This is a genomic window from Streptomyces sp. NPDC046909 (assembly GCF_040644695.1).
GTDB lineage: Bacteria > Actinomycetota > Actinomycetes > Streptomycetales > Streptomycetaceae > Streptomyces.
This window is the reverse complement of record NZ_JBEYXC010000026.1, coordinates 22,793-49,325: the sequence shown is the minus strand read 5'-3', so window position 1 is coordinate 49,325 and position 26,533 is coordinate 22,793. Positions and strand designations below refer to the sequence as shown.

The 26,533-nt window shown below is 71.4% G+C and carries 16 protein-coding genes and 1 pseudogene; 14 read left to right on the top strand and 3 right to left on the bottom strand.

What is annotated here, in order from left to right; all coding sequences use genetic code 11:
* Window positions 1-5 precede the first annotated feature (5 nt).
* The 5 genes and pseudogenes from ABZ928_RS49085 (at window position 6) to ABZ928_RS49065 (ending at window position 7,860) form a co-directional block, all read left to right on the top strand.
* Complete coding sequence (locus ABZ928_RS49085; RefSeq protein WP_361535344.1) at window positions 6-4,985, top strand: amino acid adenylation domain-containing protein; 4,980 nt, start codon at window positions 6-8, stop codon at window positions 4,983-4,985.
* A gap of 58 nt (window positions 4,986-5,043) precedes the next feature.
* Complete coding sequence (locus ABZ928_RS49080) at window positions 5,044-5,772, top strand: alpha/beta fold hydrolase (protein WP_361535341.1); 729 nt, start codon at window positions 5,044-5,046, stop codon at window positions 5,770-5,772.
* Between the two features lie 175 nt (window positions 5,773-5,947).
* Window positions 5,948-7,186, top strand: a complete 1,239-nt coding sequence (locus tag ABZ928_RS49075) for an FAD-dependent monooxygenase (RefSeq protein ID WP_361535338.1) — start codon at window positions 5,948-5,950, stop codon at window positions 7,184-7,186.
* A gap of 35 nt (window positions 7,187-7,221) precedes the next feature.
* Window positions 7,222-7,362 (top strand): hypothetical protein, encoded by a 141-nt coding sequence (locus ABZ928_RS49070; protein ID WP_361535335.1) that lies wholly within the window; start codon window positions 7,222-7,224, stop codon window positions 7,360-7,362.
* 74 nt (window positions 7,363-7,436) lie between these two features.
* A pseudogene (locus ABZ928_RS49065) lies at window positions 7,437-7,860 on the top strand (hypothetical protein).
* Window positions 7,861-7,897: 37 nt separating this feature from the next.
* Here the strand turns inward: ABZ928_RS49065 and cutA are convergent.
* A complete protein-coding gene (gene cutA / locus ABZ928_RS49060; RefSeq protein WP_361535332.1) occupies window positions 7,898-8,269 on the bottom strand; it encodes a divalent-cation tolerance protein CutA in 372 nt (123 codons plus the stop codon).
* Window positions 8,270-8,352: 83 nt separating this feature from the next.
* Between cutA and ABZ928_RS49055 the strand changes: the two genes are divergently transcribed.
* The 3 genes from ABZ928_RS49055 to ABZ928_RS49045 all read left to right on the top strand — a co-directional run bounded on the left by ABZ928_RS49055 (window position 8,353) and on the right by ABZ928_RS49045 (window position 11,473).
* Complete coding sequence (locus tag ABZ928_RS49055; protein WP_361535329.1) at window positions 8,353-9,327, top strand: ATP-binding cassette domain-containing protein; 975 nt, start codon at window positions 8,353-8,355, stop codon at window positions 9,325-9,327.
* Window positions 9,324-10,085, top strand: coding sequence for an ABC transporter permease (locus tag ABZ928_RS49050; RefSeq protein WP_361535326.1), 762 nt, complete (start codon window positions 9,324-9,326; stop codon window positions 10,083-10,085). Before ABZ928_RS49055 ends, ABZ928_RS49050 begins: the two co-directional genes overlap by 4 nt.
* A gap of 155 nt (window positions 10,086-10,240) precedes the next feature.
* Window positions 10,241-11,473: a cytochrome P450 gene (locus ABZ928_RS49045; RefSeq protein ID WP_361535323.1), complete on the top strand. Its 1,233-nt coding sequence runs from the start codon at window positions 10,241-10,243 to the stop codon at window positions 11,471-11,473.
* Between the two features lie 60 nt (window positions 11,474-11,533).
* Here the strand turns inward: ABZ928_RS49045 and ABZ928_RS49040 are convergent, their stop codons facing one another.
* On the bottom strand, window positions 11,534-12,856 hold the full coding sequence (locus ABZ928_RS49040) for a PLP-dependent aminotransferase family protein (RefSeq protein ID WP_361535320.1): 1,323 nt from the start codon (window positions 12,854-12,856) through the stop codon (window positions 11,534-11,536).
* Window positions 12,857-13,197: 341 nt separating this feature from the next.
* On the opposite strand from ABZ928_RS49040, the gene ABZ928_RS49035 reads away from it, so the two are divergent.
* The gene (locus ABZ928_RS49035; protein ID WP_361535317.1) at window positions 13,198-14,121 is read left to right on the top strand and encodes a phytanoyl-CoA dioxygenase family protein; all 924 of its coding nucleotides are present in this window, start codon (window positions 13,198-13,200) and stop codon (window positions 14,119-14,121) included.
* A gap of 88 nt (window positions 14,122-14,209) precedes the next feature.
* Here ABZ928_RS49035 and ABZ928_RS49030 read toward each other — a convergent pair whose 3' ends face one another.
* Entirely contained in the window at window positions 14,210-15,046 is an 837-nt protein-coding gene (locus ABZ928_RS49030) for a putative nonproteinogenic amino acid hydroxylase (RefSeq protein ID WP_361535314.1), read from the bottom strand.
* A 355-nt stretch (window positions 15,047-15,401) separates the two neighbouring features.
* Here ABZ928_RS49030 and ABZ928_RS49025 point away from each other — a divergent pair, with 355 nt between their 5' ends.
* The 5 genes from ABZ928_RS49025 (at window position 15,402) to ABZ928_RS49005 (ending at window position 26,530) form a co-directional block, all read left to right on the top strand.
* On the top strand, window positions 15,402-15,662 hold the full coding sequence (locus ABZ928_RS49025; protein ID WP_361535311.1) for a phosphopantetheine-binding protein: 261 nt from the start codon (window positions 15,402-15,404) through the stop codon (window positions 15,660-15,662).
* On the top strand, window positions 15,659-16,909 hold the full coding sequence (locus ABZ928_RS49020) for a cytochrome P450 (RefSeq protein WP_361535308.1): 1,251 nt from the start codon (window positions 15,659-15,661) through the stop codon (window positions 16,907-16,909). Before ABZ928_RS49025 ends, ABZ928_RS49020 begins: the two co-directional genes overlap by 4 nt.
* A complete protein-coding gene (locus tag ABZ928_RS49015; protein ID WP_361535305.1) occupies window positions 16,906-17,643 on the top strand; it encodes an alpha/beta fold hydrolase in 738 nt (245 codons plus the stop codon). Before ABZ928_RS49020 ends, ABZ928_RS49015 begins: the two co-directional genes overlap by 4 nt.
* 59 nt (window positions 17,644-17,702) lie before the next feature.
* Window positions 17,703-20,957 carry a type I polyketide synthase gene (locus ABZ928_RS49010; protein WP_361535302.1) on the top strand — a complete coding sequence of 1,085 codons (3,255 nt, stop codon included), beginning with the start codon at window positions 17,703-17,705 and terminating at the stop codon, window positions 20,955-20,957.
* A 65-nt stretch (window positions 20,958-21,022) separates the two neighbouring features.
* Window positions 21,023-26,530: an SDR family NAD(P)-dependent oxidoreductase gene (locus ABZ928_RS49005; protein ID WP_361535299.1), complete on the top strand. Its 5,508-nt coding sequence runs from the start codon at window positions 21,023-21,025 to the stop codon at window positions 26,528-26,530.
* Window positions 26,531-26,533: the final 3 nt, after the last annotated feature.

Below are 26,533 nucleotides of genomic sequence, written 5' to 3'. Positions count from 1 at the left end.
GAGCAGTGATTCCGCTTTCGTTCGCACAGCGCCGCATGTGGCTCACGCACCAGCTGGAGGGCGGGGCCGAGACCTACAACATCTCCCCTGCGTTCCGCCTGAAGGGCCCGCTCGACCAGGACGCCATGATCGCCGCGGTCCAGGACGTGGTCGCCCGTCACGAGACCCTGCGCACCACTTACGTCCTGGACGACGACGATGAGCCCTTCCAGCGGATCCTGCCGGTCGCGGACGCGCCCGTGGAGGTCCCCGTCGTCGAGGTGACGCCCGACGGACTCCAGGCGGCGGTCGACGCGTTCATCGCGCACCGCTTCGACCTGACCGCCGAGATCCCCTTCCACGTGCGCCTGTTCCGCTGCGCGCCCGAGGAGCACGTCCTCGTGCTGCTCATCCACCACATCGCCTCCGACGGTGTCTCCGGCGGCCCGCTGGCCCGCGACCTGACCACCGCCTACACCGCACGGCTGGAAGGCCGGGCCCCCGAGTACGAGCCGCTGCCCGTGCACTACAAGGACTACGCGCTGTGGCAGCGCGAACTCCTCGGCGACGTCTCCGACCCGGGCAGCCTCGCCGCCGCCCAGGCCGACTACTGGCGCAAGGAACTGTCCGGCGTACCGCAGCCGCTCAGCCTGCCCCTGGACCGCCCGCGCCCCGCGACCCGCAACTCCCAGGGCGACTCCCTCGGCCTGGAAGTGCCGGCGGAGGTCGCGGCGGGGCTCCAGCGGCTCGCCGACGAGCGCGGCATGACCATGTCGATGGTGGTGCAGGCCGCGCTCGGCGTCCTGCTGTCCACGATCGGCGGCGGGGACGACGTCACCATCGGCAACCCGATCGCGGGCCGTACCGACGAGGGCCTCGCCGACCTGGTCGGCCTCTTCGTCAACACCCAGGTCCTGCGCGTCGACCTCTCCGGCAACCCGTCCTTCGCCGATCTGCTCCCGCAGGTCCGCGACAAGGCGCTGGCCGCCTACGAGAACCAGGACGTGCCGTTCGAGACGCTCGTCGAGCTGATCAACCCCGACCGCTCCACCTCGTACCAGCCGCTGTTCCAGGTGATGTTCGCCTGGCAGAGCTTCGAGAAGGCGGACTTCGAACTCCCCGGCCTCAAGGTCGAGTTCGAGCAGTACCTCACCAACACCTCGCTCGCCGACCTGTTCTTCAGCCTCGCCTACGACGGCACCGGCGCGCTGCGCGGCGACCTCATGTACGCCACCCAGCTCTTCGACCGCGACACCGCCGAGGCCATCGCCGCCCGCTTCATCCGCGTCCTGGAGCAGGTCGCCGCCGCCCCGACGGCCCCGATCAGCGCCATCGAGGTGCTGGCCGAGCAGGAGCGCGACTGGCTGGTCCGCGAACTCAACGACACCGCCCACCCGGTCGCCGAGGGCACCCTGCCGGGCGCCTTCGAGGCCCAGGTGGCCCGCACCCCGGACGCGGTCGCGGTGGTCGGCGAGCACGAGACGCTGACGTACGCCGAGTTCAACCGGCGGGCCAACCGGCTCGCGCACTGGCTGATCGAGCAGGGCGCAGGGCCTGAGAAGCTGGTCGCGGTGAAGATCCCGCGCTCGGTGGACCTGCTGGTCGCCGTGTACGGCGTGGTCAAGGCAGGTGCCGCGTATGTGCCCTTGGACGTCGAACTGCCCGAGGACCGCGTCAAGCACGTCCTGGCCGGCGCCAAGCCGCTGCTGCTCCTGGAGGACACCCTCCCGGACGTCTCCGGCTACGCGGACACCGACCCGGAGCGGACCATCACCCCGGACAACGTCGCCTACGTCATCTTCACCTCCGGCTCGACAGGCGGCCCGAAGGGTGTGCCGGTCCAGCACCGTTCGATCATGAACCGGCTGGCGTGGGGCCTGGAGCACTTCAACGTCACCGTCGAGGACCGGATGCTGGTCAGCACCTCGGCCAGCTTCGACGCCTCGGTGCCGGAGATGTTCTCGCACCTCCAGATGGGCGCCTCCGTCGTGGTGGCGAGCGCCGAGGGCCGCCGCGACCCCGCCTACCTCGCCGACCTGATCCAGCGCGAGAAGGTCACCGGCGCGTTCTTCGTACCGTCCCTGCTGTCCGCGTTCGTCACCGAGCCGACGGCCGCCAACTGCTCCACCCTGCGCTGGATCGAGGTGGCGGCGGAAGCCTTCCCGGCCGCGCTGGCCAACCGCTTCGTCGACCTCCTGCCGCACTGCTCCGCCAACAACCTCTACGGACCCACCGAGGCCACCGTCGAGATCACCGGCTGGGAGCACATCCCCGGCGCCGACCGCGTCCCGATCGGCCGCCCGATCTGGAACAACCAGGTCTACGTCCTCGACTCCGCGCTCCGCCCGGTCGCCCCCGGCGTCGCCGGCGAGCTGTACCTGGCGGGCGTCTGCCTGGCCCGCGGCTACCTCGGCCAGACCGGACTGACCTCCGAGCGCTTCGTCGCCGACCCGTTCGGGGCGCCGGGCGCCCGCATGTACCGCTCCGGCGACCTGGTCAAGTGGAACAAGGACGGCCAGGTCGAGTACCTGGGCCGCACCGACTCCCAGGTCAAGGTCCGCGGCTTCCGCATCGAGCTCGGCGAGATCGACCACGTGCTCAGCGGCCACCCGTCGGTGAAGCAGGCGGCGGTCGTGGTCCGCGAGGACCAGAAGGGCGACCAGCGCCTCGTCGCCTACATCGAGCCCGACCCGGACGCCGCCGTCGCCGACGTCACCGCCCAGGTCGAGGAGTGGCGCCAGGCCTTCGACGACAGCTACGCCGACTCCGCGGAAGAGGCCCTGGACGAGGACTTCCACCACTGGAAGTCCGTGTACGACGGTGAGCCCGTCCCCGCCGAGCAGCTGCGGGAGTGGCAGGACGCCGCCGTCGCCCAGGTGCTGCGGTTCGCGCCGCGCCGGGTGCTGGAGATCGGCGCCGGCTCGGGCCTGCTGCTCGCGAGGATCGTCGGCGAGGTCGACGAGTACTGGGGCACCGACCTCTCCGCCGGCGTCGTGGAGCGCGTGACGGCCCAGGCCGAACAGGCCGGGTACGGCGCCAAGGTCAAGCTCAGCGTCCAGGCCGCCGACGATGTGACCGGGCTGCCCGCGGGCGGCTTCGACACCGTCGTCCTCAACTCGGTCGTGCAGTACTTCCCGAGCGCCGAATACCTCGACCAGGTCCTGACCCAGGCCCTCGAACTCCTCGCCCCCGGCGGCCGGCTGATCGTCGGTGACGTCCGCAACGCCGCCACCCTGCGGATCCTGACGACCGCGGAGAAGCAGGCCGCGCAGCCCTACGCCTCGCACGAGGAGATCCGCTCCGCCGTGGAGCAGGCACTGCTCGACCAGCGGGAACTCGTGGTCGCCCCCGAGTGGTTCACCGACTGGGCGGCGGCCCGGTCCGTCGGCGTCGACATCCGGCTCAAGGCGGGCGCGGCCCGCAACGCCCTGACCCGCCACCGCTACGAGGTCGTCCTGCACAAGGGCGACACCCTCGACCTCAGCGGCGTACCCACGGTGGCGTGGGGCAAGGACGTCACCGACCTCGTCGGCCTCGGCGGAGTCGTGGAGCGGGCGAACGGCCCGGTGCGCGTGACCGGCATCCCCAACGCACGGCTGGCCGAGGAGGCCGCCTCGGCGACCTACGTCGGGGTCGTCGACGTCGACGCCCTCACCGGCAAGCCGGTCGACCCGCAGGACATCACCGCCTGGGCCCGCCGCCAGGGCCGCGAAGCGATCGTGACCTGGTCCGGGGACGTCGTCAACGCCTTCGACGCGGTGCTGCTGCCCGAACAGCGCGCCGTCACCGGCACCTTCGTGCCCAGCGGCGTCGCCGGCGGGATCCGCACCAACGCCCCCGCCCTCGCCAAGGCGATCGGCCCGCTGGTCGCCGAGCTCCCCGACTACCTGCGCGGCCGCCTCCCCGACTACATGGTCCCGGCCGCCGTGGTGCCGCTCTCGCAGCTGCCGCTCAACCCGGCCGGCAAGATCGACCGGGGCGCGCTGCCCGCCGAGCACACCACCACCGTCAGCAACGGCGCCCCGCGCAACACCCACGAGGAAGAGCTGTGCGGCTTCTTCGCCGAACTGCTCGGCCTCGACAAGGTCGGCATCGACGACGACTTCTTCACCTTCGGCGGCCACTCCCTGCTCGCGACCCGGCTCAGCGCCCGGATCCGCAAGCGGTTCGGCGTCGACATGCCGCTGCGCACGATCATCCAGTACCCGACGGTGGCCGAACTGGCGGCGCTGCTGCTCATCGGCGGCATCCCCGGCGACCACTCCGACTCGTTCAACGTCGTCCTGCCGCTGAACCGGGACCCGGGCACCGGCAAGGAACCGGTGTGGTTCTTCCACGGCGGCGGCGGCCTCGGCTGGGCGTTCTTCACCTTCGCGCCCTATGTGCCCGACCGCCCGGCGTACTCGCTTCAGTCCCGTGGCTCCAACGGCGTCGACCCGATGGCGAACTCGGTGGAGGAGATGGTCGAGGACTACCTCACCCAGATCCTCGCCACCCAGCCCGAGGGCCCCTACTTCCTCATCGGCTGGTCCTTCGGCGGCCCCATCGCACACGCCGCCGCGGTGGAACTGGAGCGGCGCGGACACGAGGTCGGCTTCGTGGCCGTCCTGGACTCCCAGCCCGCCAACAACGACCCGGACAACGGCTTCCGCGAGGTCGCCGAACGCACGAAGGAGCTCTACCGGGCCGACGTCGAGGAAGTCTTCGGCAAGTTCATGAACACCAAGAACATGGACGCCTTCCTCGACACCATGTCGGACGTCGGCGCCAACAACCTCCAGAAGATGGGCACCTTCGACTCGCCGGTCTACAACGGCGACCTGCTGTACTTCAACGCGAAGCTCGACAAGGTCGACGGCGTCACCTCCTACGGGCCCGACTGGCGGCCGCACGTCCTCGGCACCATCGAGGAGTACGACATCGACGCCACCCACCACGACCTGCACATGCCCAAGCCCGCGGGTCAGATCATGAAGGTCATCGCCCGGAAGCTGGCACAGCGGTGACGGGGAAGCAGTACATGGAGCAGTACATGGAGCAGCGCATGGACGGAGGCAGGTCACGATGACCGCGAACTCGGTCGCGAAATCGGAGCGGCCCACGCTGCTGTGCGTGCCGTTCGCCGGAGCAGGACCGTCGTTCTTCCACCCCTGGCGGGAACTGGCCGCCGACCGGTGGCGGGTGACGGCGGTCGAACTGCCGGGCAGGGAGAAGCGGCTCCTGGAGGAGCCGTACTGGGACGTCCCCGAGGCGGCCCGCGGCGAGATCGACGCCGTCGCCGCCGACCTCGGCGAGGGGGCCAGGGTCGTACTGTTCGGCCACAGCCTGGGCGCGGTCCTGGCGTACGAACTGGTACACCTGCTAGGCGAACGCGACGTGCAGGTCGAGCACCTGATCGTCAGCGGCTCACCGGGCCCCTGGACCCAGCGCGAACGCCGCGCGGCCGGCCTCGACGGCGACGAATTCCTCGCCCGCGTCGAGGAGTTCGCGGGCTTCCGCCACGAGGCCCTCGACCACCCGGAGATGCGCGAACTGATCCTCCCTACCCTGCACGCCGACTGCACGATGCACGAGGCCTACGTCCCGAGCTTCGAGGGCCCGGTGTCGGTACCGATCACCTCACTGCGCGGCGACGTCGACGGCCTCGTCACCGCGGAGGAGGGCCGCCAGTGGCAGAACGCCACGACGGCGGCCTTCACCTACGTGGAGTTCCCCGGCGACCACATGTACCTGGTCGACCAGGGCCGGGAGATCCTCGACGTGATCGAGAAGGAGACAGCGGGGGTTAGCTGACACGGTGAACCTTGTACGTCCCCGGGTGTCCGGGCGGCTTCGGCTCTCGGCCGACGCCGCCCGGACACTTCATGTCGGCGCCCTGTAGGTGGCTGTATGCGCGGTGTCGGTGCCCTGTCGGAACGGTCGGCGAGTGTCGTAGGCGACCAGTCCGCAGACCGCCGAGGAGCAAGCAGTGTCCACCCAAAGGGAACCGAAGAACACCAGTGTCCTGATCTCTGGGGCCAGCATCGCCGGCCCCACCCTCGCCTACTGGCTGAACCGGTACGGATTCCAGGTCACCGTCGTCGAACGGGCCGCGGGCCTGCGGCCGGGCGGACAGGCGATCGACGTCCGCGGCCCGGCCCTCGAAGTGGCCGAACGCATGGGCGTACTGAAGGAGATCCGGCGCAACAGCACCGCCCTGCGCGGCATGTCGGTCGTCGACGCCGACGGCAACGAGCTGTCCCGGACCACCGAACACACCATGAGCGGCGGCCAGATCGACAGCCCGGACGTGGAGATCCTGCGCGACGACCTCGCACAGATCCTGTACGACGCGGGCGGCAGCGGCATCGAGTACCTCTTCGGCGACTCGATCGCCACCCTCGAACAGGACGACGACGAGGTGCGGGTGACCTTCGACAGCGGCGCGTCCCGCGTCTTCGACCTGGTCGTCGGCGCCGACGGCGTGCACTCCCACACGCGCGGACTCGTCTTCGGCCCCGAGGAGAACTACCTGCGCCACCTGGGCGGTTACCTGGGTGTCTGGACGGTGCCCAACCATCTCGGCCTGGACCGCTGGGAAGTGATCCACCTGATGCCGGGGAGCCCCGTCTGGGGCGCGATGGTGATGAGCGTCCGCGACAACGCGGAGGCCCGCGCCTTCATCGGCATCGACTCCGACGAGCCGCCCGCGCGATTCCTCCCGAAGGACCCCGCCGAGCAGAAGCACCTGGTGGCCCGCGCGTACGCCCACGCCGGCTGGGAGCTGCCGAGGCTCCTCAAGGAGATGTGGAACGCCCCCGACTTCCACCTCGACGCCCTCGCCCAGATCCACATGGACACCTGGTCCCACGGCCGGGTCACCCTCCTCGGCGACGCGGGCTACTGCGGCTCACCCGCCTCAGGCCTCGGCACCACCATGGCCATGGCCGCCGCCTACACCCTGGCGGGCGAACTCGCCACCACCCCCGACGACCACGGCACCGCCTTCACCGCCTACGAGAGGGTGCTGCGCGACTTCGTGTCGGACACCCAGGCCTTCGCCCTCCTCAACCAGGCCGCCATGCGCGCCCAACGCGACCCGGCAACAGACCACCCCACCCCGCCCACCCACCCCGAGGACGAAGCGACCGCACAACTCGTCACGAAGCTCGGCGCCTTCCGCCTCAAGGACTACCGGGCGGTGCTTCTCAACTCCGGCGGGGCGTGAGGGGCTTCGGAGGTCCGCTCGTACCACGGCGCGCCATGCCCAAGCTCGCCGAACTCGTCGGCATGTCCCCGACCGTGTTCTCCCGCACCCGCCGTCAGGTCGTGGAAGCCGGGTGGCTCGAGACGCAGTCGAGCCGCGTCCGTGCGCAGCTTGGGCAGCTGTACCCGTACACGTAGGACAGTCGTCATCGCGTACGGTCGGCGAGGCGCGGGCAAGGATCCGCGAGCTGCTGTCGAGCTGAAGGAGCGCTGTGGCCGCGATCGCCGTGACCGGCCACATGGACCTGACGGACGCCAGTGTGTCCCTTGTGCGTCGCCAAGGGCTCCGATTCCCTCTTCGCGGAAGTCGTGCTCGAACTCGGCGGCCGTCTCGTCGTGATCCTTCCGTCGAAGGACTACCGGCAGAAGAAGGTCAAGCCGGATCACGAGGAGACCTTCGACCGCCTCCTCGAAGCCGCTGATGAGGTTGTGGTTCTGGACCACGAGACGGCGAACCGGTCGGCGTACACGGACGCCAATGGCACGCTGCTGAAGCGCGCTGACCGCCTCGTGGCCGTATGGAACGGAGCGCCGCCGAGCGGCAAAGGCGGCGGCACCGCGGACACGGTTCTCGAAGCCCGCGCCGCCGGGCTCCCTGTCGACGTCGTATGGCCAGAAGGGGCTTCAAGGGCCTGACAGCATGTTGACGTCCCGGAGCAGTCCCGCGGCTGAACTAGTCGACGCAGGCGGTGTTCGCGGTGATCCCGTCGAGGCACCCCTTCGAACCGGTCTCGATCGCCACGGCGGCGATCTCCGGGTTCCGCCACGGGTGGTTCTTCAACAGGTGGGCCTCCAGCTCCGCGCAGCGGGCCCGGGTCGTCTTCAGCAGCAGCTGCCATTCCTCGCCAGTACCGAACTCCCCGTCGTGCCAGAACGCGGAGGTGATGGGGTCGATGATCTGGGCGCCGGCGGCGAGGTGTTCTGCGACGGCGGAGCGGGCGAGCGTATGCGGCAGCCGTGAGCGTGTGAAAGAGCCCCGGAGCGACGGAGGGCCACCACAGAGACAGTCGAGCGGGGCACCCCCTCCGGCGGATGCCCCGCCCACCGCCCACCCTCATCGAGCGGATCTCCAGCACCACGCAAGACCCATGACAGGTGCGTGTCAGGGGTGGCAGGAACAGTGGCGGCATGACGAGTTCCGCGATCGCAGTTTCAGGGCTGCGCAAGGCATATGGCGAGAAAGCCGTACTCGCCGGCATCGACTTCGAGGTTGCCGCGGGAACGATCTTCTCCATGCTCGGCCCGAACGGGGCGGGCAAGACGACGACGGTCAACATCCTCACGACGCTGCTGACAGCGGACGCCGGGACTGTGCGCGTCGCCGGGCACGATGTGGCGACCGAGACCAAGCAGGTCCGCTCGGCCATCGGCGTCACCGGTCAGTTCGCCGCGGTCGACGATCTGCTCTCCGGCCGCGAGAACCTGCAGCTGATGGCGGACCTCAAGCGCGTGCGCTCCGGCGACCAGCTGGTCAACGGGCTTCTGGAGCGCTTCGAACTGGCCGAGTCGGCGGACAAGTTGGCGTCCACCTACTCCGGCGGTATGCGCCGCAAGCTGGACCTGGCGATGACCCTGGTCGGCAGCCCGAAGATCATCTTCCTGGACGAGCCGACCACGGGTCTCGACCCGCGCAGCCGGCGCACCATGTGGACCATCGTTCGCGAACTGGTCGCCGACGGCACGACCATCTTCCTCACCACGCAGTACCTGGAAGAGGCCGACCAGCTCGCCGACCAGATCGTGGTCCTCAACCAGGGCCACCTGGTCGCCCAGGGCACCGCCGAGGAGCTCAAGCGCCAGATCCCCGGCACCCACGTCCGGCTCCGCTTCGCCGACGTCCACGAACTCGACACCGCGGCCCGGGTCCTGCCCGGCGCCGCCAAGGACGAGGAGGAGCTGGCCCTGCGGGTGCCCAGCGACGGCCAGTCCCGGTCGCTGCGGGCCCTGCTCGACCGGCTCGACGAGCACACGCTCAACGCCCAGGAGTTCTCCGTGCACACGCCGGACCTGGACGACGTGTTCCTCGCCCTGACCGAGCGCCCGGCCCCCGCCACCAGCGCCGAGAACACCGAGCACGCGAAGAAGGAGGCGGTCGCACGATGAGCAGCGTCGCCCTGCCCCTGGCCGACTCGGCGATCATGCTGCGTCGCAATCTGAAGCACACCCTGCGGAACCCGACCACGGTCTTCAACGCGGTCCTGTTCCCCATCGTGATCATGCTGATGTTCGTCAAGGTCTTCGGCGGCGCGTTCGCCGTCGGCGAGGACTACATCGACTACGCGACCCCCGGCCTGCTGGTGATGGCCGTGAGCTACGGCCTCGGGGCCACCGCCACGTCCGTCAACGACGACATGACCAAGGGCATCATCAACCGCTTCAAGACCATGGACGTCTCGCGCGGTTCGGTGCTCACCGGCCATGTCATCGTCACCACGGTGCGCTGCCTGGTGGCCGAGGCGGCCCTCATCGGGGTGGCCTTCCTGCTGGGCTTCGACCCGGGCGCGAGCGCCCTCGACTGGCTCGGCGCGATCGGCATCCTCGTGCTCCTCAGCTTCGGGGCCGGCTGGCTCACCGTCGCCATGGGCCTGTCCGCGAAGTCCGTGGAGACCGCGGGCCTGGGCACCGTACCGCTGATCATGCTGCCCTTCCTGAGCAGCGCGTTCGTCCCGGCGGACAGCATGGGTGCCGGTGTGAAGCAGTTCGCCGAGTACCAGCCCTTCACCCCGATCATCGAGACCCTGCGCGGGCTGCTCGCGGGCAGCGTCGACGGTGGCGACGCGGCCGCGGCGGTCGCCTGGTGCGTCGGGTTCACCGTCCTCGGATACGTGTGGGCCGTCTCCACCTTCAAGAAGCGCGCCTGACCCCCCCAACCCTCCACCCTCCACCCCCCACCCACCCGAACCAGCTCTTCCGGGCCCCGGCCCGCGCCGCCCCGGCGACCACACGTCGCCGGGGCGGCGCCCGGTTTTCCAGGCATGTCACAAGCCTCCAAAAACGAGTCAAGGAGACGGTAAAAGTGTCCGACCCGATCGTCAGCCTGACCAATCCCGAATTCACGGACGACCCCATCCGCGCCTACGCGAAACTGCGGGAGGAGGCCCCCCTCGTCCGCATCGGGTTCCCGGGCGGGCCCCGGGTCTGGCTGGTCACGCGGAACGAGGACGTCAAGGCGGCGCTGAGCGACCCGCGGCTCGTCGTCGACTACAGCAATGTGCCCGGTCACCAAGGGCCCAGCGTCGCCGACCAGATGGCCGCCGCCCTCGACCTGCCGGACGAGTTCGTGCCCTACGTCGCGGCCAACATGATGCTCAAGGACGGCAAGGAGCACGCCCGCCAGCGCCGCCTCATCACCCCGGCGTTCACCGTGCGCCGGATGAAGGCGCTCAGACCCCGCGTCGAGCAGATATCCGCCCGGCTCCTCGACGCCCTCGCCGAGAAGGGCTCCGGCGACCTCATCGAGGACTACTCCTCGCCGCTGACCGGCACCGTCATCTGCGACCTCATCGGCATCGACGAGGCCGACCAGCCGCAGGTCCGCAAGTGGATGAACGAGTACACCGCCCCTGACGCCGACCTCGCCGCCAGTGGCCAGGCCATGGTCGACTACATCAAGGACCTCATCGAACGCCGCCGGGCCGAACCCCGCGAGGACATGGTCTCCGCCCTGGTGGCGGCGCGCGACGAGAACGGCGACCGGCTCAACGAGACCGAGATCGTCTCGGTGGCGCTCACCACCGTGAACAACGGCCACCACTCCACGTCCCACTTCATCCCGACCGCGGTCCTCACCCTCTTCGACAACCCCGACCAGCTGGCCCTGCTGCGCGCCAAGCCCGAGGCCCTGCCGCACGCCATCAACGAGCTGATGCGGATCGCGAACGTCGTCCCGACCGCGGGCCCCCGCTACGCCACCGAGGACATGGAGTTCGCCGGCTGCCCGATCCGCAAGGGCGACGCCCTCACCGGCTCCTACCTGTCCGCCAACTACGACCCGCGGGTCTTCGCCGACCCCGAGACCTGCGACGTGGAGCGGGTCCTGGAGCGCGGCCAGACCCACCTCGCCTACGGGGCCGGCTCGCACTTCTGCCCCGGCGCCGCGCTCGCCGGCATCGAGGGCGAGGTCGCCCTCGACCACCTGCTGCTGAAGCGCGACACCCTCGAAGTCACCATCGGGCGCGAGCAGTTGCGCTACACCGAGGCCACGCCCGGCGGCGCCCGGCTCCTGGACGCCCTCCCCGTACGGCTGTGAACGTGCGACGGGCCCCCGGACGCGATGACGTGTCCGGGGGCCCGTGCCCGTGCCGTCTCCTCACGCGGCCGTGAGCACCGCGGGGCGCCGCGCCCGCTGGTCCTGGACGAGCTTGCCCAGCCGGTCCACGCCCACCGAGATCTGCTCGGGGGTCAGCACGCTGAAGGACAGCCGCGCCTGACGGAAGCCGTCCGTGCCGCCGTAGAAGTGGTGCATGGGCGTCCACAGGACACCGAACTTCGAGGCCGACAGCTCCAGCATCGCGTCGTCCGCGAGGAACGGCAGTGTCAGGACGACGAACATCCCGCCCTGCGGGGTGTTCCACGAGACGTCCTGGCCGAGGCCCGGCTCGAAGACGGAGTCCAGGCGGTCCAGGATGGTCGTCAGGTTCCGGCGGTAGACCGCGGCCTCGCGGGCGGTGGCGCGCCTGAGGCTGCACCCGTTCTCCAGGAGGTACCCGCCGATCACCGCCTGCGCGACGGTCGAGGTGTTCAGCGTCACCATGCTCTTCAGCTTGGCGAGATGGTCGGCGAGCAGCACGCTCTCCGCGGCCCCCGGCGAGGTCACCGGCTGGTCGGCGATGATGTAGCCGACCCGGGCGCCGGCGAACGCGGACTTCGCGAACGACCCCAGGTGGATCACCTGGTGCCGCTCGTCCAGGGACTTGAGCGTGGGCAGTTGGGCGGCGCCGCCGGCCGGGAAGAGGGAGTACGGGTTGTCCTCGATGACGAGGATGCCCTCCCGCCAGGCGAGGTCCAGCAGCGCGATCCGGTCCGTCAGCGACATCCGCGCACCGCTGGGGTTGGCGAAGTCCGGGACGACGTAACAGGCGCGCGGCCGCAGTCCCTCGCGGCGGGCCGCCCGGATCTGCCGCTCCAGGTCCTCCAGATCGATGCCGCCGTCGTGCTCCCGTACGTCCCGCAGGGGGGCGCCGGCCACCCGTGCCGCGCCGATGAACCCTACGTAGTTGGGGGTCGCGGCGAGGACGACGTCACGCGCGTCGCGGACGAGGGCGCGCAGCAGGAGCACCATCGCCTCCTGGCAGCCGGTGGTCACCACGATGGACTCCGGGTCCACCCGCAGACCCTCGTCGGTCTCCAGCTGACGGGCGATGAGTTCGTGAATGAACCCCTTCGTGCGGCCGTACTGGAAAAGCGTGCGCCGCACCTGCTCGCCGGAAAGGCCTTTCTCGTCCTCCAGATAACTCCGGAACGTGGCGAGATGACGGGAGAGGTCGTCGACGTCGTAGAAACCCTCGAAGGGTCGTCCCGCCGAGAAAGAGATGGCTTCCGGGAACCTTCCGGCGAGCTCGTTGAGCAGCGTCATGGAAGTGAGTGCGGGATCGTCGACCGACTCGTGCAGGTCGGTGATACTCAGAGTCACGTCATCCTCCAGCGCACGGTACCGGCGTTTGAATGCCGCCTCTCGGGGGCTTCTCAAGAACTTATGAGCCTTCGCTTGAGGCGCGCCGGAGCGCTACTGCCGGAGGAGTCGATTCCGATTGTTTCCGCGCAGGTCGGCGACTATGGCTGTCCCGTCGGCCGGACAGCTCCGAACTCCTCGAAATAGCCTTGAGGGCTTGGAACGTTGACACCCTCCTCTTCGGCGGAGAAGAGTATTGAATTGCTGGGCAATGACGGGAAATCCCGTGGCTTCGAAGGCAGGAGAGCTTTTGGAGCCGTATCTGCCGGGCGTCTCCACGAACTCGTAGAAGGAGTTGACGCATGACCACACTCGGCGATGGCGTTCTGGAGAAGGCTGCGGCGGAATACGCCGAGCAGGGTTTCTCCATCATCCGCAACGTCGTGCCGCGGGATCTTCTGGAGGAGGTGTCCGCGCACGTCGACTGGCTCACCGCCAAGTACCCGGACCTTCGTCCCGAGCACTTCCACCACCCGCTGATCCGCAACGACGCCTTCTGGGCCCGGCTGGTCTCGGACTCCCGCCTGGTGGACATCGCGGAGTACTTCCTCGGCCCGGACGTGGCCTCCTTCACCGCCCACTACATCTGCAAGCCGCCCTACGACGGCCAGGCGGTGCTGTGGCACCAGGACGGCGCGTACTGGCCGCTGACGCCCATGGAGGCGCTGACGGTGTGGCTGGCCGTCGACGAGAGCACCGTCGAGAACGGCTGCCTCCAGATGATCCCCGGCAGCCACGTCCTGCCGCTGCACCAGCCGTCGTCCCGCACCGACACCGACAACATGCTGTTCTCCTCCTCGGACGAGAACCTGGTGCGCGAGTGGGTCGAGGAGCGCGGCATCGTGCACATCGAGCTCCAGCCGGGCGATGTCTCCATCCACCATCCCAACCTGCTGCACTGCTCGGACCCCAACACCTCCGCCAAGCGGCGCTGCGGCCTCGACATGGGCTACATATCGACGAGGACGCGGACCCACGGCAAGGGCGTCTACCTCGACCCGCTGCTGGTGCGCGGCACCGACAGCAACGGCCTCAACAGCTACCGGCCGTTCCCCACCTACCAGGAGGGCGAGACGATCCCGTTCGCCGGCCAGGACGCGTGGGACGAGAAGGCCACCGCCCTCAACGCGGCCCTCCCGGTCCGCTCCCAGGACCTCTCGGAGACCCCCATCGAGACCACCCGCCACATGATCGACCGCTTGCGCGAGGGCACCACGAAGGTCTGACCGCAGACACACGACCGGCCGATGGCGCCGCACCCGAGCGGTGCGCCATCGGCCGTCGGTGCGCGCCCCCGCGGAGCGCTCGCGTCCGTCACCAGTCGAAGGCCTCGCCGTCACCGCGCTTCTCGACGCAGTACGTCCGAAAGGCCTCGGCCTTGGCGACGATGTCCGTGTCCCCGGAACGCCGGGCCGCCTCGATGTACCAGTCGAACGCCGCCGTCGCGTGCGCACGCCGGTCGAAGTGCAGCGCGGCGAACGGACGGAAGCTCGCCCGCATGGTCTCCGGCGTGAAGTTCCGCCCGGAGTCGATGAGTTCCTCCAGCTCCGCCGCGGTCGGCTCGGGCCGCTCGACCACGCGGATCGGCTCGGTCGCGGGAACCGTGCCGCGGATGTCGAGCGGCGCGTCGGCGTCCGAGAAGTCCAGGCACAGGGTGAGCCGGGCGGTCTGCGAGGTGCTCCGCGCCGAGTGCGGGTCGGTCGAGTGGATCTCCCACACCTCACCGCGCCGGATGCCGTAGACGGTGTCGTTCTCGGAGTGCAGCGCCTCGTCGCTGGTGCGCAGCGGCACCTGGACCCTCAGGCCCGGCGTGGCCCACTCCAGGAAGTCCACGTGCGGGGCGATGATGCCGTCCCGGAGGCTGAAGGCGCGCACCCACTGGAGCCGGTCCAGCGGGAAGTGCGCGGAGACCAGGGACATGATGTTCGGCAACTGCTTGCCCAGTTCGGTGAGCGTCAGGCTGCCCTCGTGCGGTCGGAACGCGGTGTCGGAATCGGCGCCGCTGCCGTTGGCCAGGACATGCGACTGCCACGCGCCGAAGGTAAAGGCATCGTATTTGCCGTCGTATTCGTGGCTGTCCAGGATGGACAACTCGGAGTCCAGGTCGTATGAGTCGATCGGCAGCACCGCAAGCCGTTGCGACTTAAGCAAGGGAAATCCCCTCCCACAGATGATTGGTTGATCCCGTTCGTCACCGTAATTCGTCGCGGAGACGGATGGCTAGCCGGTCCTGGCCCGTTCGACCGCCGGTCCAGCGGGGTCGGTTGTCCTGTCGGCGGGACAACGGGTGCCCGGCGCGGGGCCGTACGGACTTCTCTTGCACGGAGATTTCCCGGCCGTCTACGTTGGCGAGGCGATGGCCCCGGGCGCACGTATCGAATACGCGATCACGCGATTCCGTCAGCACGCGCATTTGTCCCGCCGGCGGGACAGCGGTAATGGGCCCCAGTGGCCGTGACGGCGTGGGCGGGCATTCCCGTTCTTCGGAGGAAGGAAAAGGCTGGCCATGGAATCGTCGGAAGGACAGGTCGCGGTGTCGCTGGTACGGGAGGTCTCGGCGCTGTGGGAGGAGTGCCTCGGCGGTGGCCGTGAGGTCGGCGCGGAGGACGAGTTCTTCGCGCTCGGCGGCAACTCGCTGGCCGGCATCAAGATCATCGAGCGGGTGCTGAAGGACTACGGCGTCCAGCTCTCCGTACGCGACTTCTACCTCGCGGGGACCCCGACCAAGGTAGCCGCGCTGATCGAGCAGGGGAGGGCCGGGACGTGAGGCTGACGCCCGGTCCCGCGGGCGACATCGACCTCGGGGCCGTCGACCTGTTCGACCTCGACCTCTACTCCCACGGCGATCCGCACCCGATCTGGGACGTGATGCGGGCCAAGGCGCCCGTGCACCACCAAGTCCTGCCGGACGGGCGGGAGTTCTGGTCGGTCACCCGCTACGAGGACGTCCGCCGGGTGCTCAGCGACCACAAGGAGTTCACCTCCGAGCGCGGCACCGTCCCCACCCACCTCGGTGAGGACGACGCCGCCGCCGGGGTGCTGATGACCTCCACCGACCCGCCCCGGCACACCGAGGTCCGCCGCCCGCTCGGCTCCAAGCTGACCGCGCGCGCGGTGAAGTCCTGGGAGGACTCCATCCGGAGCACGATCGTCCGGTTCCTGGAGCCGGCGCTCGACGGCGAGGTCTTCGACCTGGCCGAGAAGGCGCTGCTGCTCCCGGCGATGGTCACCGGCCCCCTCCTCGGCATCCCCGAGAAGGACTGGGCGGAACTCGTCCAGCTGACCGCGATGGTCACGGCCCCCTCCGACCCGCACTTCCTGGTGAGCAGCGAGGCCGCGACCCTGGCCATCTCCCACCACGAGCTCATCAACTACGTCACCGCCTGGGTCAAGGACCGCCGGGCCTCAGGGGAGCGCGACGACAGCCTCCTCGACCACCTGATGAGCGTCCGCGCCGGCGACCGGGAACTGACCGACGAGGAGATCGCCCTCGACGGCTACAGCATCCTCCTCGGCGCCAACGTGACCACCCCGCACACCGTCTCGGGCACCGTGCAGGCCCTCATCGAACGCCCCGAGCAGTTCGCGAAGGCCCAGGCCGACCCCTCGCTCATCCCCAACCTCGTCGAGGAGGGGCTGCGCTGGACCTCGGCCGCCTGCAACTTCATGCGGTACGCCGTCGACGACATCGAGATCGGCGGCGGTGTCATCCCGGCCCGCGCGGCCGTCGTCGCCTGGATCGGCTCCGCCAACCGGGACGAGACCCTCTTCCCCGACCCGCACACCTTCGACATCACCCGCGCCAACGCCAAGCGTCAGGCCGCGTTCGGCTTCGGCGCGCACTTCTGCATCGGCGCCCCGCTGGCCCGGCTGACCCTGCGGATCTTCTTCGAGGAGGTCCTGGAGCGCTTCGGGTCGATCGAGCTCGCCGGTGAACCCGAGCACCTGCGCTCGTACTTCATCGCCGGGATGACCCACCTCCCCATCGTCGCCCAGAAACGGCGGACGTCATGACCACCGCCTCCACCGCCACCGCGTCGCCGTGGTTCGTGCGGCCGCCGGCCGACGGCCACCCCGCCCGGATCTTCTGCTTCCCCTTCTCCGGGTCCGGGGCCTCCGCGTTCAGCGCCTGGCCGGCCGCCATCGACGACGTCGAGGTCTGCCCGGTGCAGTTCCCCGGCCGCGAGAACCGTCTCGCCCACCCCCACTACGGCAGCTACGAGAACCTCGCCGACGCCCTCGTCGAGGCCCTGGAGCCGTACCTGGACCGGCCGTTCGCGTTCTTCGCGCACTGCGCGGGAGCCCTGCCCGCCTACGAGACGGTCCTCCGGCTCGCCGAGCGCGGCCTGCCCACCCCGGACCGGCTGTTCGTCTCCCGCCAGCCCGCCCCGCACGACGCCGCCCTCGACCCCATGCTCGCCATGACCGAGGACGAACTGCGCGCCGAGATCGAGGCGTTCATCCGCGGCCGGGGCATCGAGCCCCGCCCCGACATGGTCGACCTCGGCCTCATGGTGCTGCTGCGCGACCACGCCGCGGCCGGCGCCTACCGCCGCGAGCGGCCCGTCGCCGTGGACTGCCCCGTCACCGTCGTGAAATGGCGCGACGACCCGGACGTGAGCCTCACCGCCCTCCAGGGCTGGCGCCACTACACCGACTCGGTCGAGTTCCGGGTGGTCGACGGAGGCCACTACCGGTTCATGGACGCACCCGACGAGCTGCGCGCCCTGCTGACCCGCTGGCTGTGACCGTCTCCCACGACAGCCGTACCAAGAGCCGTACACCGAGGGAACCGGAAGGAACAGGTATGAGTGGCGCAGCCACCGATGTTGCCGTCATAGGAATGTCGTGCCGCTTTCCCGGTGTGGACGACCTGGCCGGGTTCTGGCGCCTGCTGACCGAGGGCGGGTCGACCGTCGCGGCCTTCCCCGAGCGGCGGGCCGCCGACGCGAACTCCCGCTACGCCTCCCACCCGGACGCCGCCACCCTGAAGTCGGGGTCGTTCTTCGACGCCGTCGACGCCTTCGACGCGGAGTTCTTCGGCACGCCCGCGGCGGAGGCCGCCGCCATGGACCCCGTGCAGCGCCTCGGCCTCGAACTCGCCTGGGAGGCCGTCGAGGACGCCCGCATCCCGGCGTCCGCGCTCGCCGGGCAGGAGATCGACGTCGTCGTCGGCGCCGGACCCTCCGGATACGACCTGCTGCGCAAGCTGACCGGCAGCGACCAGGACGACCACTACGCCGTCCTCGGCTCCAGCGGCGCCCTCATCGCCAACCGCATCTCCAACCTCCTCGACGCCCGGGGCATGAGCTTCTGCGCCGACTCAGGCCAGTCCTCCTCCCTGGTGTCGCTCGCCCTGAGCTGCGAGCGCATCCGCTCCGGCGCCGTCGACATGGCGCTGGCGGGCGGCGTGCACCTCATCGTCGACCCGGAGGCGGGCGCGGGCCTCGCCAACCTCGGCGCCCTGTCGCCCGACGGCCGCTGCTACCCCTTCGACGCCCGCGCCAACGGTTTCATCCGCGGCGAGGGCGGCGCGTTCGTGCTGCTCAAGCGGCTCGACCTCGCCGTCGCCGACGGCGACCACATCTACGCCGTGGTGCGCGGCTGGGGCGCCGGCAACGGCGGCTCCTCCTCCCGGATGCCCGACCCCAGCCCCACCGGGCAGGCCGCCGCGGTGCTGACCGCCCTGGAGCACGCCGGCCTCGACTTCGACGGCGTCGACTACGTCGAGGCGCACGGCACCGGCACCCGGCTCGGTGACCCGGCCGAACTGACCGGCCTGCGCGAGGTGTTCAGGGCCACCGGCCGCGGCCGCCCCCTCACGGTCGGCTCGGTGAAGGCCAACGTCGGCCACCTGGAACCGGCCGCGGGCCTCGTCGGCTTCGTCAAGACCGCCCTCTGCGTCAGCCACGGCCACCTCGTCCCGACCCCCGGCTTCCGGTCCCCGAACCCGGCCGTCGACGACTTCCACGACGACTTCGAGGTCCTGACCACCACCCGCCCCTGGCCCGGCACCCCGGACCACCCCCGCCGCGCCGGCGTCTCCTCGGTCGGCATGGGCGGCACCAACGCCCACATCCTCCTCGAACAGGCCCCGGCGGAGCAGCCGTCGGTCCTCGGGCAGGTCCCTGGCGAGCAGCTCGACGTCCTTGCGCAGGCCCCCGCGGCGCAGCCCGAGCCTGCCGCCGCCCGGGAAGTCGGTCGTCGAGCCCCCGCGACGGAGCCCGCCCCCGCCGCACCCCAGGCCCCCGCGGCGCAGCCCATCCCCGCCCCCGCCACCGTCCCCTGGGTCCTGTCCGCCCGCTCCGAGCAGGCCCTGCGTGAACAGGCCGCGCGGCTGCGGGAGTTCGTGGCCGCTGACGCCTCGCTGGACGTGACCGACGTGGCGCACTCGCTCGTCTCCACCCGCTCGGCGTTCGAGCACCGCGCGGTCGTCCTCGCCGACGGCCGTGAGGAGGCGCTGACCGGTCTCGACCTGCTCGCGGCGGGCGAGGGCTCCGCACGCGCGATACGCGGCACCGCCACCACCTCCGCTTCCGCCACCACCCCCCTCTCCGCCACCACCGGGACGACGGGCCCCGTCGTCTTCGTCTTCCCCGGCCAGGGCTCGCAGTGGCTCGGCATGGGCAAGCGGCTCTACGCCGAGTCGGAGGTTTTCGCCCAGGCCGTCGACGAGTGCGCGCGAGCCCTTGAGCCGTGGCAGGACTGGTCCCTGCTGGACCTCGTCACCGGTGCCGAGTCGGCGCCCTCGCTGGAGCAGGGCGACGCCGTAGTCCAGCCCGCGCTGTTCGCGATGATGGTGTCGCTGGCCCGGCTGTGGCGGTCGTTCGGAGTCGTCCCCGACGTGGTCGTCGGGCACTCCCAGGGCGAGATCGCCGCCGCCTGCGCCGCCGGCGCGCTCTCCCTCCAGGACGCGGCACGGATCGTCGCCCTGCGCAGCCAGGCCCTGACCGCACTCGCCGGACAGGGCGGCATGAACGCCGTCGCCGCACCCCTGAGCTGGGTCGAGGAGCGGCTGGACCGCTGGTCAGGACGGCTGTCCGTGGGCGCGGCCAACGGGCCCGCCTCCGTGGTGGTCTCCGGCGACCTCGCGGCACTGGAGGAGTTCGCCGAGCTCGCCGCCGGCGAGGGCGTACGGGTGCGCCGGGTCAGGATCGAGTACGCCTCCCACTCGCACCAGGTCGAACGCATCCGCGAGCGGGTCCTCGAGGCCGCCGCGGACGTCGTACCGAGGGAGACGGCGGTCGAGTTCCACTCCACGGTCGTCGGCGGCCAGCTGGACACCCGCGCCCTCGACGCCTCGTACTGGTACGACAACCTGCGCTCGACGGTCCGCTTCGGCGAGGTCGTCGGCAACCTGATGCGCGAGCGCGGCGGCGTCTTCGTCGAGATCAGCCCGCACCCCGTGCTCCAGGTCGCGATGGAGGAGGCCGCCGACCTGCTGGCCGCCCCGCCCCCGGTCGTGTCCACCCTGAGCAAGCACGACGGGAGCCTCGGCAAGGTTCTGACGTCCCTCGCCGAACTGTACGTCCGCGGTGTGCCGGTGACCTGGCGGGCAGCCCTCGCCGGCGGCCGCCGGATCGCCCTGCCGACCTACCCGTTCCAGCGGCAGCGGTACTGGCTGAAGGCGTCCGCCGACGGTCCCGTCGTACCGGCGGACGGACCGGAGCCGGCGGCGCGCCCGGCCGGACCGGACTCACCGGCCGCGGCCCTCGGCCTCGTCTGCGCCGAGACGGCGACCCTGCTGCGCACCAAGGGCGCGGCGCTGACGGGAGCGGACCTCCAGGCGCGGGCCGGCGAGACCTTCAAGGCCCTCGGCTTCGACTCCTCGATGGCGGTGGAGCTGCGCAACCGGCTCAACACGGTCGCCTCCGTACGGCTCCCGGCCACCGTCGCCTTCACCTACCCCACCCCGCAGCAGCTCGCGTCCCACCTGTTCTCCCTTCTGGCGCCCGAGACGCCCGACGCCGATGCCGACGCCCCGGAACCGGTGGGGGCGACGCTTCTGGAAGACCGCAGTGACGACGATCTCTACGCCTTGATCGACCGCGGATACGCCTGAGCGGAGCCCCGCTCGCCACACCCGCACCCAAGCAACCGTTCCGTTCTCGTTCAGGGAGGCTCCTGGTGGAGGAAGTCGACAAGCTCCGGTCCTACTTGCGGCGTGCCGTCGGCGACGCGCAGGAGCTGCGCGAGCGCGTGCGCGAGCTGGAGGAGTCCGCGCGCGAGCCCATCGCCGTCGTGGGCGTGGCCTGTCGCTTCCCGGGCGGAGTGGCGACCCCCGAGGGGCTGTGGTCGCTCGTGTCCGAGGGAGTGGACGCGATGAGCGACTTCCCCGCGGACCGTGGCTGGGACCTGGAGGGGCTGTACGACCCGGACCCCGAGGCGCCCGGAAAGACGTACACCCGCATCGGCGGATTCCTGCCCGACCTTCCGGACTTCGACGCGGACTTCTTCGGCATCAGCCCGCGCGAGGCGCTGGCGATGGACCCGCAGCAGCGGCTGATGCTGGAGACGTCGTGGGAGGCCCTGGAGCGCGCGGGCATCGACCCGGCCGCGCTGCGGGGTTCCGCGACGGGCGTGTTCACCGGCCTCTACGGCACCGACTACGGCCCCCGGATGGGCGGCGGGGCGGCGGCCGAGATCGAGGGCTTCTCCCTCACCGGCAATCTCCTCAGCGTGGCCTCGGGCCGGGTGGCGTACGTCCTCGGTCTGCACGGCCCGGCGGTCTCCACCGACACCGCCTGCTCGGCCTCCCTCGTCGCCGTGCACCAGGCGGTGCGGTCGCTGCGGTCCGGGGAGTGCGGGCTGGCCCTGGCCGGGGGTGTCTCGACGCTGCCGACGCCGGGCATGTTCGTGGAACTCGCCCGGCAGCGGGGGGTGTCGGAGGACGGGCGGTGCAAGGCGTTCGCGGACGCCGCCGACGGCACCGGCTTCTCCGAGGGCGCGGGTGTGCTGGTCCTGGAGCGGCTCTCCGACGCGCGGCGCAACGGACGCCGTGTCTGGGCGGTCATCCGCGGCTCGGCCATCAACCAGGACGGCGCCTCCAACGGCCTGACCGCGCCGAACGAACTCGCGCAGCGGCGCGTCATCCGGTCCGCCCTCGCGGACGCCGGGCTCGCCACCGGCGAGGTGGACGCCGTCGAGGCGCACGGCACCGGCACCAGGCTGGGCGACCCGCTGGAGGCGGAGGCGCTGCTGGCCACCTACGGTCAGGACCGCGAGGACGGCAGCCCGCTGTGGCTGGGCTCGCTGAAGTCGAACATCGGCCACACGCAGGCCGCGGCGGGCGTCGGCGGCGTCATCAAGATGATCATGGCGATGCGGCACGGCGTCCTGCCGAAGACCCTGCACGTGGACCGGCCCACCACGCACGTCGACTGGTCGGCGGGCGGCGTGGAGCTGCTCACCGAGGCCCGGGAGTGGACCACGCCGGACGACCGTCCCCGGCGCGCCGCCGTGTCCGCGTTCGGCATCAGCGGCACCAACGCCCACCTGATCCTGGAGCAGGCCCCCGAGGCGGAGACCGAGCCCGCTCCCGCCCAAGTACCCGACCGTGCCGTGCCGTTGGTGCTGTCCGCGCGCTCCGAGCAGGCCCTCAAGGAGCAGGCGGCACGGCTGCGGGACACCCTCGCCGCCGACCCCGCGCTGCCGCTCGCGGGCGTGGGCCACGCCCTGCTGACGACCCGCTCCCTGTTCGAGCACCGCCAGGTCGTCATCGGCGCCGACCGCGACGAACTGCTCGCCGCCCTCACCGCCGTGGCCGCGGGCGACGAAGGCGCCGACGCGGTCGCGGGAACCGCCCGGCCCGTCGGCAAGACCGTGTTCGTCTTCCCCGGCCAGGGCGCCCAGTGGACCGCCATGGGCCGCGAACTGTGGGAGACCTCCCCGGTCTTCGCCGAGGAACTGCGCGCCTGCGCGACGGCCCTCGAACCGTATGTGTCCTGGCCGCTGATCGACACGGTCATCGGCGGACCCGACTCGGCGGACCTGGAGGACATCGACGTCGTCCAGCCCGTGCTGTTCGCGGTGATGGTGTCCCTGGCGCGCGTGTGGCGCTCCCTCGGTGTCACCCCGGACGTGGTCATCGGCCACTCCCAGGGCGAGATCGCCGCCGCCTACGTCGCGGGCGCCCTCACCCTGGACGACGCGGCCAAGATCGTGGCCCTGCGCTCCCGGCTCCTTGCCACGGCCGCCGGAGAGGGCGCCATGGCCGGCGTCCTGCTGCCCGAGGACCGGGTCCGCGCACTCATCGCGGGCCAGGAGTCCCGTATCGGGATCGCCGCCGTCAACGGCGCCAACTCCACGACGGTCTCCGGCGAGACCGCGGCCGTCGAGGCGGTCGTCGCCGCCGTCCAGGCCGACGGCGGCCGCGCCCGCCTGATCAAGTCCAGCGTGCCCGGCCACTCCCCGCTGATGGACCGCTTCGACGGCACCCTCCAGGAGGGCCTCGGCCGGATCACCCCGCTGCCGACGCCCGTGACGATCTACTCCACGGTCACCGGCGCCCTCATCGACCCCGCCGAACTCACCACCGGCTACTGGTTCCGCAACCTGCGCGAGCCCGTCCAGTTCGCGGGCGCCATGGGACGTCTCGTCGAAGCCGAACGCGACAGCGCGGTCGTCGAACTCAGCCCGCACCCCCTCCTCGTGATGAACATCCAGGAGATGTTCGACACCACCCCCGGCGCCACCGGCTTCGCGGTCGGCTCCCTGCGCCGCGACGAAGGCGGCCTGCCCCGGCTCTACCGGTCGGTCGCCGAGGCCTTCGTGGCCGGCGTCGAGGTCAACTGGAAGACCGCGTTCGACGGCTGGGACGGCCACCACAGCCCCTACGGCCCCTGGGTCGAACTCCCCACCTACGCCTTCCAGAAGCGCCGCTTCTGGCTCAACACCCCCAGCGAGTCCACCACCACGACCACCTCCGACCACCCGCTCCTCGACGCGGTCATCGACCTCCCGTACGACGGTGAGGGCGCCGGAGTCGTCGGCGGCGGGCGGCTGTCCCTGGAGCGCCACCCGTGGCTGGCCGAGCACGTCGTCCACGGCGCGGTCCTCGTCCCGCCCGCCGTGCTCGCGGAGCTCGCGGTGTGGGCGGCGCGCAAGGCGGGCGGCGACCGGGTCGGCGAACTCACCCTGGAGACACCGCTGGTGCTGCCGCGGACCGGCGAGCGCGAGTTCCGCGTCGTCGTCGACGCCGAGCGCGCGATCGCCGTGCACTCGCGCGCCGAGGGCGAGTCCGAGTGGACCCGCAACGCCGTCGGCACCGTCGCGAGCGGGGGAGCCCCCGCCACCGAGAGCCTCACCGCGTGGCCGCCCCCAAGCGCCGTCGCCGTCCCCTTCGACGAGGAGTACGCCCGCCTGGCCGCCCTCGGATTCGGCCACGGCCCGCTGCTGCGCGGCCTGAAGGAGGTGTGGCGCACCGGCGACACCCTGTTCGCGGAGGTCGAGCTGCCCGCGTCCGACGGCGCCGACCGCAGCGGCTTCGGCATCCACCCGGCGCTCCTGCACACCGCGCTGCTCCCGGCCGGCCCGGGCTCGCTCGCCGACGCCTCCCGGCCGGGCGGCCTGCTGCCGTCCCGCTTCACGGACCTGCGCGTGCACACCGACCGGCCGCCGACCGCCCTGCGCGTCCGGCTCGCCCCCGCCGGGGAGAACACCGTCTCCGTGACCTTCGCGGACCGCACCGGAGCCCCGGTCGGCGGCGTCGCCTCGCTGGCCTTCGCACCCGTGGACGTCGAGAAGCTGACGGCCCTGAGCTTCGACCAGGACAACTCCCTGTTCCGGATCGACTGGAACCCCCTCACCGTCGCGGCCACCGCGGACGCGTACGCGGTCCTCGGCGCACCCCTGGGACAGGGCGGCACGGTCCACGCCGGTCTCGACGAACTCGCCGCCTCCGACGGGGACATCCCCCCGCTCGTCATCGCCGCGATCGACGGCTCGGGCACCGACACCCCCGCCGACACCGAGCGCACCCTTCATCAGGTGCTGCGCTGGACTCAGGCCTGGCTCGCCGGTGACCGGTTCGCCGACTCCCGCCTGGTCCTCGTCACCCGCAACGCCTTCCACGACGAGCAGGTGCCCCACCCCGACCCCGCCGCGGCGGCCGTGTGGGGCTTCGTCCGGTCCGTCCAGACCGAGAACCCCGGCCGGTTCACGCTCGTCGACACCGACGGCCACGCCGCCTCCCGGGATCTCGTCGCGGCCGCCGCGGCCACCGGCGAGGCCCAGGTCAAGATCCGGGCCGGCCAGGCGACCGTCCCCCGGCTCGCCCACGCCACCGGCGCGTCCGACGCGCGGCGGGAGACCCCGGCCCTCGGCTCCGGCTCGGTGCTGATCACGGGCGGCACCAGCGGCCTGGGCGCCATGCTCGCCCGGCACCTCGTCGCCCACCACGACGTGCGCAGCCTCGTGCTGTCCAGCCGGCGCGGCCCGGCGGCCCCCGAAGCGGCGGCGCTGACCGAGGAGTTGACGGCGGCCGGCGTCCGCGTCGAGATCGTGGCCTGCGACGTCACCAGCCGCGACTCGGTCGCCGCCCTGCTCGCCGCCGTACCCGCCGACCGGCCGCTGACCGCGGTCGTCCACTGCGCGGGCGTCCTCGACGACGGCCTCGCCCAGGCCCTCACCGAGGAGCGCCTCGACGCGGTCCTCGCACCCAAGGTCCGCGGCGCCTGGCATCTGCACGAACTGACCCGGGACCTGGACCTCTCCGCGTTCGTGCTGTTCTCCTCGATCGCGAGCGTCCTCGGCTTCGCCGGACAGTCCAACTACGCGGCCGCCAACGGCTTCCTCAACGGCCTCGCCCAGGCCCGCCGCGCCGAGGGACTCCCGGCCGAGGCGCTGTGCTGGGGCTTCTGGGCCGAACGCAGCGAGATGAGCGCCGACATCAGCGCCACCGACGTCGAGCGCATGCAGCGCCAGGGAGTCCAGCCGCTGTCCTCGCGGGAGGGCCTCGCCCTCTTCGACACGGCCGTCGCCCTCGACGAGCCGGTCCTGGCGCCGGTCCGGCTGAACTTCGCGGCCCTCGGCGAGATGGGCTCCCCGCTGCTGCGCGCCCTCGCCGGGCCGGCCGACGGCACGGCGGGCCAGGAGGCGGCCGACGTCTCCCTCGCCGAGACCCTCAAGTCGCTGCCGCCCGCCGAGGCGGAGGCCGCGCTCCTGGACGTCGTACGCACCCAGACGGCGCTCGTCCTCGGGCACGCGGACGCGAGCCGGGTCGGTGCCACGGAGGCGTTCAAGAAGCTCGGCGTCGACTCGCTGACCGCGCTGGAGGTGCGCAACAAGCTGGCGGCCGCGACCGGTCTGAAACTGCCCGCCACGCTCGTCTTCGACCACCCCAACCCGGCCGCCGTCGCCCAGTTCCTCGGCGCGCGCATCACGCCCGAACCGGTCGCCCCGCAGTCCCCGGCCGACCTCCTGGCCCAGGAGATCGAGGCCCTGGGCGACCGGCTGGAGGACGCGTTCCGCACGCTCGCCCAGGACGAGCGGGCCACCCTCTCCACGCTGCTCGGCGAACTGCAGGGCCGGGTCCGTTCGCTGGCGGACGACGGCGCACCGGCCGCCCTCGTCGACCAGATCGGTTCCGCCTCAGCGGGAGAGCTCCTCGCGCTGCTGGACAAAGAGCTCGGCTAAGGG